Annotated in this window: 11 protein-coding genes; 7 read left to right on the forward strand and 4 right to left on the reverse strand. The window is 62.9% G+C overall.

Annotated elements, in window-relative coordinates; all coding sequences use genetic code 11:
- Positions 1–209 precede the first annotated feature (209 nt).
- From PQQ52_RS17475 to PQQ52_RS17505, 7 genes are all read left to right on the forward strand, one after another.
- Positions 210–1,868, forward strand: coding sequence for an SH3 domain-containing protein (locus PQQ52_RS17475; RefSeq protein WP_408213643.1), 1,659 nt, complete (start codon positions 210–212; stop codon positions 1,866–1,868).
- A 192-nt stretch (positions 1,869–2,060) separates the two neighbouring features.
- Positions 2,061–2,546 (forward strand): VOC family protein, encoded by a 486-nt coding sequence (locus tag PQQ52_RS17480; protein ID WP_408213646.1) that lies wholly within the window; start codon positions 2,061–2,063, stop codon positions 2,544–2,546.
- Positions 2,547–2,674: 128 nt separating this feature from the next.
- Complete coding sequence (locus PQQ52_RS17485; RefSeq protein WP_408213649.1) at positions 2,675–3,883, forward strand: MFS transporter; 1,209 nt, start codon at positions 2,675–2,677, stop codon at positions 3,881–3,883.
- 524 nt (positions 3,884–4,407) lie between these two features.
- Entirely contained in the window at positions 4,408–4,893 is a 486-nt protein-coding gene (locus tag PQQ52_RS17490; RefSeq protein ID WP_408213936.1) for a Csu type fimbrial protein, read from the forward strand.
- 113 nt (positions 4,894–5,006) lie between these two features.
- Positions 5,007–5,711 carry a fimbrial biogenesis chaperone gene (locus tag PQQ52_RS17495; protein WP_408213939.1) on the forward strand — a complete coding sequence of 235 codons (705 nt, stop codon included), beginning with the start codon at positions 5,007–5,009 and terminating at the stop codon, positions 5,709–5,711.
- Positions 5,712–5,892: 181 nt separating this feature from the next.
- On the forward strand, positions 5,893–8,343 hold the full coding sequence (locus tag PQQ52_RS17500) for a fimbria/pilus outer membrane usher protein (protein ID WP_408213651.1): 2,451 nt from the start codon (positions 5,893–5,895) through the stop codon (positions 8,341–8,343).
- The gene (locus tag PQQ52_RS17505) at positions 8,340–9,296 is read left to right on the forward strand and encodes a Csu type fimbrial protein (RefSeq protein ID WP_408213653.1); all 957 of its coding nucleotides are present in this window, start codon (positions 8,340–8,342) and stop codon (positions 9,294–9,296) included. Before PQQ52_RS17500 ends, PQQ52_RS17505 begins: the two co-directional genes overlap by 4 nt.
- 62 nt (positions 9,297–9,358) lie before the next feature.
- Here PQQ52_RS17505 and PQQ52_RS17510 read toward each other — a convergent pair whose 3' ends face one another.
- The 4 genes from PQQ52_RS17510 to PQQ52_RS17525 form a co-directional block, all read right to left on the reverse strand.
- Positions 9,359–9,676, reverse strand: a complete 318-nt coding sequence (locus tag PQQ52_RS17510) for a hypothetical protein (protein WP_408213656.1) — start codon at positions 9,674–9,676, stop codon at positions 9,359–9,361.
- Between the two features lie 91 nt (positions 9,677–9,767).
- Positions 9,768–10,571, reverse strand: a complete 804-nt coding sequence (locus PQQ52_RS17515) for a transglutaminase-like domain-containing protein (protein WP_408213659.1) — start codon at positions 10,569–10,571, stop codon at positions 9,768–9,770.
- A 116-nt stretch (positions 10,572–10,687) separates the two neighbouring features.
- Entirely contained in the window at positions 10,688–11,587 is a 900-nt protein-coding gene (locus PQQ52_RS17520) for a transglutaminase family protein (protein WP_408213662.1), read from the reverse strand.
- A gap of 451 nt (positions 11,588–12,038) precedes the next feature.
- Entirely contained in the window at positions 12,039–13,460 is a 1,422-nt protein-coding gene (locus PQQ52_RS17525) for an HdeD family acid-resistance protein (protein WP_408213665.1), read from the reverse strand.
- Between the last annotated feature and the right edge of the window lie 6 nt (positions 13,461–13,466).

A 13,466-nucleotide genomic window follows, 5' to 3' on the forward strand; every position in this document is an offset into this window, starting at 1 on the left:
ATACACTCATAACGCTGCGAAACACAACGCACGCGGTTGGCTTCATGTTGCCGCCATGTCGTGACACGTCGCGCTCATGCCCGCAAGGAGCGCCGTACGCGTGAGAAAGCGACGCTCGTCCGTTCCGCGTCGGTGCAGCAGGCATGCGCCGCCCTGCACGTCGCGCGACACCGTATCATCGTGCCCTTGGACCATCACCGTCGAATTCCATGCCCGTCGCCGTCCTGCCCCGCTTTGCCACGCGTTTTGTCACGCGTATTGCCATCCGCCTCGCCGGCCGATTGCCGCGGAGCCGCCGCGCCACCACGTTATGCGTCGCCCTCGCAGCGGCCGCTACCTTCGCCGCCTGCAGCAATCCGTCGCCCTCGCACGATGGCCACGCGAGCGTCGATACGGTCACGCTGTTCCCGATCGCCAATTACGACCAGAATGTCGACCACTGGCTCGAACCGGACAGCCCCGGCTACGATCGGCCGTTCCTGAGCCCCGCGGATCAGCAGGCGCAATTTAGAGCGCTGTACGCACGCTATTTCGGCACCGGCACGACCGCGCCGTCGCCGTGGAATTCCGCTTACGTGACAATGCGTGTCTATCGTCAGCAAGGCGCCGACATTGTCGCGCTCCAGCAGCGGCGCGTCGGCAAATTCGACAACACCGGCAAGCGCGGCGCGGCGGTCGGTTACGGCGAGAATTTCCGGCCGCACGACAAGGCGTGGATCGACGCCATCGCGCAAAACATGGACGTCGGCCAGTTTGCGCAGGAGCCCGTCTACAAGCCCGACCGTCGCGCGATCGCCACCAGCAACCTGATGGTGCGCGAACTGCCGACCACGGACCCATCGTTCTACGATCACCACCTGGCCGGCGAAGGCTACCCGTTCGACAACCTGCAGATTTCCGCCGTCCGCCCCGGCACGCCGCTGTATGTGCTGGGCAGCAGCGTCGACGGCGCGTGGCGCTACGTGCAGACGCCCGACGTGCAAGGCTGGGTGCGCAGCGATGGCGTCGGCCTGACCGACGACACTTTCGTCGACACATGGCGCGCCGCCACCGCAAAATCGCTAGGCGCGGTGACGGTAGCCTCGGCGCCGGTGCGCGACAGCCGCGGCGTGTTCCGCTTCGATGCGCCCGCCGGCACGCTGCTGCCGCTCGCCCCGGACAAGGCCACGCAGCCCGCAACACAGGCAAATAAACTTGCGGGTGAAGCAAGTGGGGCTGCCGAAGTTGACGCACCCGCCGCCCGCAAGCTCTTCGTCCCGGCTCGCGACGTGGACGGCCGGGCGCTCATTCGTAGCGCGCAACTAAGCGATGCGCAGATTGCCCCGATGCCGCTCGCGGCTACCCCGCGACATCTGGCGATGCTGATGAAAACGCTGATCGGGCGGCCATACGGCTGGGGCAATAGCGGCCTCTACAACGACTGTTCGTCGGAACTGCAAAGCATCTTCGCGGCGTTCGGCGTGTGGCTGCCGCGCCATTCGTCGACGCAGATGAGCGCGGGACGCCTGATCGATCTGTCCGCGTCGACGCCGGCGCAACGGCTCGACTACCTGGCCCAGCATGGTCAACCGTTGCGCACGCTGATCTACATCGGTGGCCATGTGATGCTGTACATCGGCAACACGACCCGCAACGGCAGCGCGGTGCCGGTGGTCTACCAGGACGTGTGGGGCTTGCGTCCGACCGACAATAGCCGGCGCGCGGTGATCGGCGGCTCGGTAATCCTGCCGCTGTTCGAACACATCCCGGAAGACGCGACGTTACAGTCGCTCGCGGCGACCCCGACGTTCCAGATCAGCATTCTCGGCGCGCCGGGCGGCGATGCGGCGCCTTCCACGCCAGCGGACGACGACAATCCGGCCGGTTGAACCCGCGAGCCGAGCTCGCGTCGCACGGTCACGGTCACCGCTGCGCCTGCACTCGCACCGCACGCCCGTGCTTAAAAAATATTTTTCCCGGAGTGTCGATTCAAAGGCGCTGCACTCGTCGTAACGTTGAAGGCCTGACTCACGCAGTGGGTCTTTCAAATCACGAACCTGTTACTTCAAGGAGTCGCCGTCATGTCCAGCCCCGCTGTCAAACCGATCCCCGACGGGATGCACTCGCTCACCCCGTATCTGATTTGCGCCAACGCCGCAGACGCCATCGCGTTCTACGGCAAGGCTTTCAACGCGGTCGAGCAGTTCCGCATGCCCGGCCCGGGCGGCAAAGTGATGCACGCTTGCCTCAAGATCGGCGACTCCATGCTGATGCTGACCGATGAATGGCCTGATCACAATGCGCTGGGACCGAACGCGCTAAAAGGCACACCGGTCACGATTCACCACTACGTGGAAGACGTCGACGCCAGTTTCAAGCAGGCCGTCGAGGCCGGCGCGACCGTCGTCATGCCGCTTGCCGACATGTTCTGGGGCGACCGCTACGGCCAGTTGAAGGACCCGTTCGGCCACAGCTGGTCGCTCGCCACGCACACGCGCGATCTGAGTCCTGAAGAGATTCAACAGGGAATGCAAGCGATGCAAGGGACGGAGTGCAGCAAGAAGTAAGCCGGGTGATGCAAGCTATGATGAAAATGGTCATGCTCGATATCGCGCTGCTCGAACAGGCTTATCGGGGCGGCTGACGCAATCTTTGATAGGATCGGTCTCGACCCATACACGGCGGGACATGAACGGTGCGTGTCAACCATCAGGCTTTCTTTTGCTCGCTGTTTGTCGCGCGCCTCGCCGATCAGGTCCTGCTGTTCCTCGTGCCGCTCGTCGTGTTTCAGACGACACACCAGGTATCGTGGTCAGGTCTCGCGTTCTTTATCGAAACGCTGCCACGCTACCTGGTCTTCCCCTTCTTCGGCGCCTTGTGCGACCGCATCTCACCGCTCAAGCTGATGCGGGTGAGCCAGACCGTGCGGGCACTCGTGTGTTTCGGCGGCGTGCTGGCGTATGCGCTGTTCGGCGGCATCGGCTGGCTGATCGCGCTATCGGCTTTGTGCGGTGTGCTGACGAGCCAAGGCCTGGTCGCGCGCGAAGTGATGTTGCCGCAAATCTTCAGCACGCAGCAATTCCAGCGTGTGCTCGCCTACTCGCAGTTGGCCGACCAGTTGGGCCTCGTCCTCGGCCCAATGCTGGCCGCACTGCTGCTCGGCGTGTGGCACTGGGAGTGGGTGGTCGGCGCAACCGGTGTGCTGTTTCTGCTTGCCGATGCGGCGCTGCTGCTGTGGCAACGCACCCGCGGCTTCCGCGCCGGCGATCCCTCTCCCGCTACACCGGGTCACTGGACGATGCCCATGCGCATCGCGCTGCGCCATGTGCTGATGCTGCCCGGCCTGAAAAAAATCGTGCTGCTCGCCGCCGCCGAGAATCTGGTGATCGGCGTGACCCTCGCTACTTCCGCCGCGATGGTGATCGGCTTTCACGCGCAATCGAGCCGCTACTACGCAGGTCTGCAGACTGCCGGAGCCGTGGCCACGGTGCTGATTCTTTTGACGATCGCGCGTAACGCCTGGCCTGCGCAAACACTCGGCCGGGTCGCGTTCATTTCAATCTGTGCCGGTGGCGTGATCGCCGGTGTGAGTGCGGCGCCCTGGGGCTATGCGGTCGGCTTTCTGCTGATCGTCGGCTTCGACAAGATGTTCAATGTCTACATCCGCAGTGCACGGCAAAAAATCATTCCGCCGGAGGACTATGGCAAGACGACCGGCGTGGTGATCCTGTTGAACAACATGACGCAACCACTCGCCGGTTTGCTGGTCAGCGTGTTTTCGGCAAGGACTCAAACCGGCTTGCTGATCGTGGTTCTCTCGCTGGCGATGGGCTGCACTGGCGCGGCGGTGTCGATCGGCTCGGCGCTATCGCGGCGCAAGGGCCCGTTTGCGCTTGGGGAATGACGGCACGCGCCACGCCTGAAAGCCGTGATTAACATTGCGAGTTTGCAACACTCACATCGGCCTGACACTTAAACACACGAATTTCAAACGGACCAATTGGCGTTATTCGACCTATTCGGCAAGCATAATCATGCACATCCATACTTCAATAAAAATTAAAAAAATAATCAATTTTATTAGAAAAAACTACCTGAATTAGGTATTTTCCCGAACCCGAAGATAGAAATAGTTTCCCAACTTTTTCGTTTTTGTCGCGCCACGTCACGCCGTCTGCGCCAGTATTCAAAATAAATTTCTCGGCGTAAGAATTTGTATTACGAAGAAAGTCTGGTGTAGACTGAATTTCATCAATTGCGAACGCCTTTACATAACGTAATACGCCGTCCCGGAATATCCAGTGAATTGATTCACTATCTGGCCGGTACAATTTCAAACTGCCTGCGCAATTGAAAAATCCGCGTCCCGTCGGCTTGCGAGGTCTCATGATGAAACAAAAACTGCTGTCGTCCAGCCTCATCGTCGCCATGATGTTCGGCTTGCCTCTACAGCTCGCGAGCGCAGCCACCTATTCGAATGGCACCGCCACCACCACGTTCACCGTCACGCTTACGCTGAACGCCAATTGCTCGATCAGCGCCAATCCGCTGAACTTCGGCAGCAATGGCGTGCTGGCCACGGCGATCAACCAGCAGAGCACGGTCGCTGTGACCTGCACCAACACCACGCCGTATAACGTCGGGCTCGATGCAGGCACGGTTACCGGCTCCACCGTAACGAGCCGCCTGATGGCCGGCACGGCCACCGGCAATACCGCCACCACAGTCGGATTCCAGCTGTATCAGGACGCCGGCCACACTACCCCGTGGGGCAACACGCAGGGCACCAACACGGCGAGCGGCACAGGCACTGGCTCGGCGCAATCGATTGTCGTGTACGGCCAGGTGCCGGCGCAGACTACCCCGAAACCTGATACGTATCAGACCACCGTCACTGCTACGGTCTACTTTTGAGACGGTCTGTAGGGACGCGGCGTGCAAGCGCGCGGTCTGCAAGGACGCAATCTACGAGGACGCGGTCTGCAAGCGCGCGCGTCGCGAACGCTATCGGCGCACCTCGCCGGCTACTGACGGCAAGCGCATTCGCGTGGTGTCTGACAGCGCCGCTCGCGCAAGCCGCGACGCTGCAAATTTCGCCGGTCATGGTCGATATGTCCGCGGACGCCAATGCGACCGGCATCACGCTGAAGAACCCCGGCGAGAAGCCGCTGTTCGGCCAGGTACGCGTGTTCCGCTGGGACCAGGCAAACGGCGAAGACACGCTCACGCCCACTCAGGACCTGGTGGCAAGCCCACCGCTGATCCAGATCGCCGCGCATGCCGATCAGCTGGTGCGACTGGTGCGCACGATTGCGCAGCCGTCGGCCGCCGAGCAGGGCTATCGCGTGCTGATCGACGAGTTGCCCGAGCCCGATGCCGCGCCCACCAGCGGCGTGACAATCCGTCTGCGCTACTCGGTGCCGGTGTTCGTCGAGCCGCCTGTCGACATTGGCCTGCCGAAGCTGTCCTGGCATCTGTCACGCGGCCCGCAAAGCTGGCTGCTGCGCGTCGACAACGCGGGCAAAAAACGCGCGCAAATCGCGGCTGTGCAATTGATCGACAACGCAGGTAACGCCTACGTGGTCAACAAAGGACTCCTTGGCTACGCGCTGGCCGGGCGCGAACGGCAGTGGCCGGTGACGTTGCCGGACAACGCCGCCCAGAACGGTCCGCTGAAAGTGCGCGCCGCGGTCAATTCGCTGCCGGCCGAAGCCACCGTGAATGTCAATTGAGCACACGAGGGCACAAGAGCCACCACACGTGCAGACCTTAGGCACGCAAAGCCGGCCGTGATTGCGCCAGGGTCAATGGGAACGGACACGATGGACCGCCAAGCAATCGATGAGAATGACACGACGGCGAAAACGTCATGGATGGAGGCCGCAGATCATTGCGCTCACGGCAACGCTGGCCATGCTGAGCGTGACTCAGGCTGACGCGCAGACGCCGCTGCGGTTCGCCGATACAGGCGTCGATACGCCTGCGCCTGCCGATTCACCCGTCGACAGGCGTGTCAGCCCAGGCGTCAACATGGGTGCGGATTCGGGCACCGGTTCGAGCGCCGCGCTGGAGTCCAGCCCGCGCGCTGCGGCGAAGCCCGCGCCGGCCATCGCCGCCGGCCGTGATCTCTATCTGGAAGTCATGCTCAACGGCCAGCGCACTTCGTTGATCACGCACTTTCGCGAGGTCGACGGTCAGCTCAGCGCCACGGGGAAGGACCTGAGCGAAGTCGGCATCGCTACTGACAAACTCGGCGTCGCCGACACCGCTTCGATCGAACTCGACCAGATCCCGGGCCTGCACTACCAATACGACGCCTCGCGCCAGACCATCGACCTGCAGGTGCCCAACGCGATCCGCAAGCCGTACACGTTCGACACCCGAGAACTGACGCGAACCCCGAATGCCGCCGCGTCGCGCGGCTTTCTGATCAACTACGACGCGTTCGCGCAAACCGACACCAACGCGCAGTTCGCATTGTGGAGCGAGGAGCGCTACTTCGACCCGACCGGCGTGCTGAGCAATACCGGCATTGCGTATCTCTACCGCGACCTGCATCGCTATGTGCGCTACGACACCTCGTGGAGCACCTCGAACCCGGCCACGCTCAGTACCACGCAGTTCGGCGACACCATTTCATCTTCACTCGACTGGAGCCGCTCGATCCGGATCGGCGGCTTCCAGTGGCGCAGCAACTTCGCGTTGCGGCCCGACCTTGTGACGTTCCCCGTGCAGGCATTCGCGGGCTCCGCAGTGGTGCCTTCGGCGGTGGATCTCTATATCAACAACGTGCGCCAATTCAGCGGCAGCGTGCCGAGCGGGCCGTTCATCGTCAACAACGTGCCAGGCATCACCGGCGCGGGCGAAGCGACCGTGATCACACATGACGCGCTCGGCCGCACCATCTCGACTACGCTGCCGCTCTACGTCGATACGCGCATGCTGGCGGCGGGCCTGTCGAGCTATTCGTTCGAAGCGGGTTTTCTGCGCCGCGCGTATGGCATCGATTCGTTTTCCTACGATCCGCGCCCCGCGGTCAGCGCCACTGCGCGGCGCGGCGTGAGCGACACGCTGACACTCGAAGGACATGCAGAAGCCACCGGTGGCCTCGTCAATGCGGGTGCGGGTGCGCTGGTGCGCATGGGCATGGCGGGCGTGATCAACGGCTCATTGTCCGCGAGCGCGGGCAAGCTGAACGGCACTCAGGTCGGTCTCGGCTATCAGTTGATCGAACCGCACTTCTCAATCGACGCGCAGACGCTGCGCGCCTACGGCAACTACGGCGACCTCGCCGCGCGCGACGGCACGCCGGTGCCCACCGCCACCGACCGCGTAACGCTGGCGCTGCCCTTTTTCAGCCGCCAGACCGTGTCGCTCAGCTACATCGGCTATCGCTTTCCCGGCATTCCCGCCTCGCGGATCGGTTCGCTGTCGTACACGTTGAACTTCGGCAATCTGGCCTCGCTCACGCTCAGCACGTACAAGGACTTTCTGCAGCACAACTCGCAAGGGGTGTTTCTGACCGCGAGCTTCGGCCTCGGCAACAACACCTCGATCAACGCGAGTGTCGGCCGGCAGAACGGCCAGTCCACCTACAACCTCAATGCGCAGCGGCCGCCCGACTATGCCGGCGGCTGGGGCTGGGGCGTGCAGGCGGGCGGCTCGGGCGCGGTACCGTACCGCCAGGCGCAGGCGCAGTATCTCGGCAATTACGGCGAGGTGACGGCAGTCGCGCAGGACATCGACCGGCATGCGAACGCCTCGCTCGACATGACCGGCGCGATCGTGCTGATGGACAACAGCATCCAGCCGGCGCGGCGTATCGACGACGGCTTCGCGCTGGTATCCACCGACGGCGTCGCGGGCGTGCCGGTCCTGCACGAAAACCGCGTAATCGGCACGACCGACCGCAACGGCCATTTGCTGATACCCGATCTGAACGCGTACCAGCACAACCAGGTCGCGATCGACAGCTTGAACCTGCCCGCCGACGCGCGTATCGCCACGACCTCGATGGACCTCGTGCCGGAGTCGCACGCGGGCGTGCTGGCGAACTTCCGCGTGTCGCGTTACAGCGCCGCTTCGGTGATTCTGCGCGGCACCGACGGCAAGCTGCTGCCGCCGGGCACGCGCGTGCATCACGTCGAAGGCGGGGGCAATACGATCGTCGGCTATGACGGCCTGACCTTCGTCGAGAACCTGCAGCGCGACAACCATCTCGAGATCGACAACGGCGCCGTGCATTGCAGCGTCGAATTCACGTACCAGCGACCGGCCGACGGCTCGTTGCCGACGTTCGGACCGTTGACCTGCGGCGGCAACGCGGTGGCCCCAGCGTCCCCGGCAGCAGGACCCACGCGATGAAGCGCCTCCTTCTGCTCCTGCTGCTATGCACGTTGCTCGGCGTGTTGCCGCAGCGCGCCAGTGCGCAGACCTGTTCGGCGAGCCCGTCGGCGTTGAGCTTCGGCAACGTCAGCCCGATCGGCTTGAGCGCCGTGGCCGCGACCGGCACCATCAGCATTTCGTGCACGTGGCCCACAGTTACGCTGACGCCGAGCGTGCAGGTGTGCCTGAACATGGGCGGCACGACGCCGCGCTATCTGGCGATCGGCTCCAACCAGTTGCAGTACAACCTGTATCAGGACGCCGCACATTCGCTCGCGTGGGGTTCGACCGCGCTCGGCACCACGCCGATTTCGGTGACGCTCAACAAGCCATTGACTGGCAATACCGCGACGACGTCGGTGAATTTCTACGGCCAGATCACGGCCAGCCAGCCGACCGTGCCGACTTCCGGCAACGCCAACACCGTGTATTCGCAGACTTTGGGCCAGACTTCGCTCAACTACGGTTTTTTTCTGCTGCTCGCGCCGGGCTGCGCCGCACTGACGACGAGCGCCGGCAGCTTCGGCTTCACGGCCAGTGCGACGGTGGTGAACAACTGCCTGATCAGCGCGACGAACATGGCGTTCACGTCGACAGGCGTGCTGAGTTCGGCATTGAACGCGACCGGTGCGATCACGGCCCGCTGCACGAACGGCGACGCGTTCGAGATCGCGCTCAGCAGCGGGGCGAGCGGCAATGTCGCGGCACGCCAGATGCAGCGCTCGGGCGGCGGTGGCGCGGTGAATTATCAGCTTTACACCGATGCCGCCCGCACGAGCGCATGGGGTGACGGAACGGCGGGCACGACAATGGCCACCGGCACAGGCAGCGGCAATGCGGTGGCGATCACGGTGTATGGTCGGGTACCCGCGCAGACGACGCCCATGCCCGGCAGCTACAGCGACACGATTACCGCGACGATCAGTTTTTGACTGTCTGGCTTTGCATCTGACGCATCTGACGGCCGCGGTATCGCACGGATAAAGGAAGACTTCTAGAAATTGACAATCCAGACCGTTTGCTGGGCGTCGTGGGCGGTGATGAATTCCACCGGCTGTGCCTGATTCCGGCCTGTTTCGCCTGGCGCGGTGGGATCGAATGCGGCCTGGGAAACCTGGAACGGCGCCCCGTGCAGGCAGGCAATCGCCGGTTGATTAGCAACGGTAATCGCCGCGTCCACCGACTGGATGACGCAGGTTTCCTGCACAATCAGGCTTACCGGAATCGAGGCAAGCCCCGTCGGCAATGCTTTTGAGGCTGGCGCTGCCAGCAGGATTGCCACTACCGTGGCGGCTACGTTGCGCGACATCATGATGGTTCGGAATCGGCTCGCGACACGAGTATGGATTCCGATCTTTTCGGCATTTCACGCAGGAAACTTTAGGTTTTTATCGGCAGAAAACCTAGATCGCCTTGCAGACAACATCGAATTTCATTAACTGCGTCGCCCCAAACGCATTGCTGATCGCCACATCCGCGGCATCTCTGCCACGCGCCATCAAAATCCGGCCCGTGCGGGGCACATTATTCCGTGGATCGAAGGTCTGCCAACAGCCTCCCACATACGCTTCGAACCACGCGGCAAAATCCATTGTCGCGTAGGGCGGCCGTGTGCCGACATCGCTGATATAGCCCGTGCAATACCGCGCCGGAATATTCATCGCCCGGCATAGCGTCACGGCCAGATGCGCAAAATCGCGGCACACCCCCTTTCGCTCCTGCCAGGCCTGCCACGCGGTCTTGGTCGGCCGCGCAAAATCGTAGCCAAACACGATGTGGTCGTGCACATAGTTGCAAATCGCGTCCACGCGCCCGCGCCCGAGCGGCATCTTGTCGAAGGTCTGCCACGCAAATTCGGATAGCAAATCCGTTTCGCAATAACGGCTGCCCAGCAGAAACACCAGCGTATCGTCGGGTAACGCCTCCACCGGATGCTGCTCGGTAAACGGCGGCCGGCTCTCCGGCTCCGACGACACCTCGAGCACGGCGCTCGTCGACAGCGCGATCAGTCCCTGCGGCGCCACAATCCGGCTGCACAGATTGCCGAAGACGTCGCGATACTGGCTGATCGGCACCGGTGGATCGACCGCCAGCAAATCCGCACTCAGCACTTCCTTCGCGTGCGAAAAATGCGTGTTCAACATCAGCATCATCGGCGTCGGTTGCACGCACTCATAGACCAGCTCGTAGCCAACGCGTAATTTCATCGCGGCGCCCTCTTCCAGTTAAAACATTCAGTTGACGCGCCCGGTGAGCAACCAGCGTTCACGCTCCCGGCTAACACGTTCGATTTGTACAGGTCCAACCCGCCCGGCCCGTGTCCTCACTTACCTTCGGTCACGCTCACATCGACCTGCAAACCGCGAAACGAATGTGGCGCGCCATGCCATGTGCCCCATAACGGCAACGCCTGGTAGTAGTTCCATGCCACTGCCACCCGAATCAGATGGCGATTGCCGACGATGCTATTGGTCGGATCGAAATCGACCCAGCCGGCGCCTGGCAAATAGATCTGCAGCCACGCATGCGTCGCGCCGCCGCCTTGCGCCGCGTCGTGCTCGGGCACGAACAGATAACCGCTCACAAAACGCGCCGCGAGGCCGAGCGAGCGCACCGCGTCCATCATCAGTACCGCGAAATCGCGGCAACTGCCGCTGCGGTTGCGCAAGGTGTCGCCGGGACGGTGCACGCCCTTCTCCGTGCGGCGTACATAAAAAAACGTGCTTTTGATTTCGAGCGTCATCGCGCGCAGCAGCGCCATCGTGCCGCCGGTGCCGCTCTTGCCGCTCGCGCCGCCGCTACCCTGCCCAGGAACGAAGCGGCGCGCCCATTCGTCCACCTCGCTATCCGGATACTGGCGGCTGCGCGCGTTCACGAGATCGGATGCTTCCTCGTTGGTGTACGCGAACGGCCAGTTCACCGCGTACGGTTCGAGCGCGTAGTCGGGCAGCGGTGTTTCGACGTGTTCGAGCGTCGCTTCGCTATCGAAGCGCAATTCGCTCGCCTTGCCCGCGAAACTCGCGACCGCCACCGAGTTGTCGAACACGTCGTGCAGCCAGTGCAGCCGCGACGGCGTCGGCGTTATCACCAACTGGTTCGTGACGAGACGCAAATCGTGGCTGGCGCGCGGGCGGAACATCATGCGGTGTTCGCCGAACCGCACGGGTTCCGAGTAGCGGTAGACGCTGATGTGACGTACTGTGAAACGCTGTGGCTCATTCATCTGACAGGCCGATGGATGCAACTGGGTTCGTCCTGAGCATCACGTTCACGCTGGTAAAACCCGCTGCCGCAACAGGCGCTTGGCGCCCGGCACGGTTTGATCCTGAATGAGCCACGGCCGACGTTCGGCATGGTGGGGGGCTGTCAGCGACAAGCTTTTGTTTGAGCATACACCCGCCATATTGGTTGAAATTACTCATTTGGCCGAGGCGCCCCGCACGCGGAAGTTATCAACAGAATCTGTTCGCAAGGCTGTGCATAACTATCCGGCAAAATCTGCAAGCGCTTGATACGTCTGCTGTTTTTACCGCCAGGTCGAAGTTGGGCAGAGCGCGCCAGGCGGTTGTGCCTAGCCTGGCTTACCTGAGTTGTACGTCAGTTACTGCTCCGTTGCGGGCGGGGCGCGAATCTCTCACGCCCGCCGCAGGCTTCAGTCGCGCGTCGCGTACCCATCATTCGCGCACGGCGCCCGTAGCCTGCCCTTGCCCGGCCTCGTGGGCGGCCGACGCGCCGCGCTCTTCCGCGCGCCATTGCTGCCGCGAACGCACCATTCTGCGCACGGCGAAGCGCGCCATCTTGACCCAGCCCGACGGCCGCGGGTCGGCGAGCATGCTGAGCGCGCGCGCATAGTCGAGCGTGAGACCCGGCGTCCACGCCATCGTCGCGGCGCGTTTGCGAAGCTGTGCGGCCACCCACAACTCCGGCGTCGTAATCACCCGCAAAAACGGCCGCCAGCCGCCGAGGCTGCCCCACACGCGCGCCGATGCGCCCTCGATCGCAGCCTCCAGGGCGTGCGATACGCTGCTCGAACAATTGCGGTGTGTCAGGTTGTAGGTCGTCTCCTGACGATAGGTGTCCCAGAAGCGGCGCAGGCGCGCCGGATCGTAATTGCGTATGCGCACCTGAACTGTCGACGGACACCACGCTTTCGATTCGGTCGGGTAATCGGGCTGGAACACACCGGGCACGTCGTTCTCGCGCGTCGCGCGCAGGAGTCGTGCGAAATCGTCGGGCGAGCGATCGATCTCGACGCCCGGATAGAGGCTGATATAGATGCCCTCAGGTGATTCGAGCGCGGCATGTCCGGTTGATATCACGCCGTTACGATCCACCGCCGCGATGTAGCGATCGACGATCAATTGCCGCCGCGCCTCGCCCTTGGCCGAACCGACCGGCGTCCATACGTGGACGGTCAACGCGTCTTCATCGGCAGTGGGCGGGCCATCCCATTCAACCGCACCCAACCGGCCGGGAGCGACGGCACTCGCGGCAGCGTTGGCTGCGTCAGCGGCTGCATCGTCCGAAGCAACCGCGGGATTCGACGCGAGACGCCGCACGCGTGTACTCAGCAAAATCATGTTCCAGCCGCCGAACATCAGGCCGAGGCCGAGACAGTACGGCACGGTGCCCACATAGTGTGTCGGGTAAGGCTGATAGAAGAAAACCGCCAGCGCGATTTCGATGCTCCCGCCGATCATCGCGAGCCGCCAGGTGCGATAGCGAACGACCTTCGCGGAGACGATCTGCAGCAGACCGTCGGCCAGAAAAAGCGTGCCAAAGATCATCGACAGAATGAAGTTACCGTGATGATGGCCGACGAGAATCAGTGCGGCGGCAAAGCAGAATGCGAGGCCCTTCACATAGCGCAGTGTGCGTTGCCCGCCCATGCCGGTCCAGGCGACGGCCAGTGTGGCGAGCCCTTCGAGCAGCAGCAATGACGCAAACGGCGTGATCGGAAAATAGAGCGCGCTATCGAGTGCGTCGATGAAGACCACCACGCCCAGAATCAGGCTCACCCAGCCGATCAATTGCAACGAGCGCCAGCGCGTGCGCAGGTAATCGACACCCAGCAGGATCATGACCAGTCGAACCATCGCAAG

It is taken from the genome of Paraburkholderia sediminicola (genome assembly GCF_046030555.1).
Lineage (GTDB): Bacteria > Pseudomonadota > Gammaproteobacteria > Burkholderiales > Burkholderiaceae > Paraburkholderia > Paraburkholderia sediminicola_E.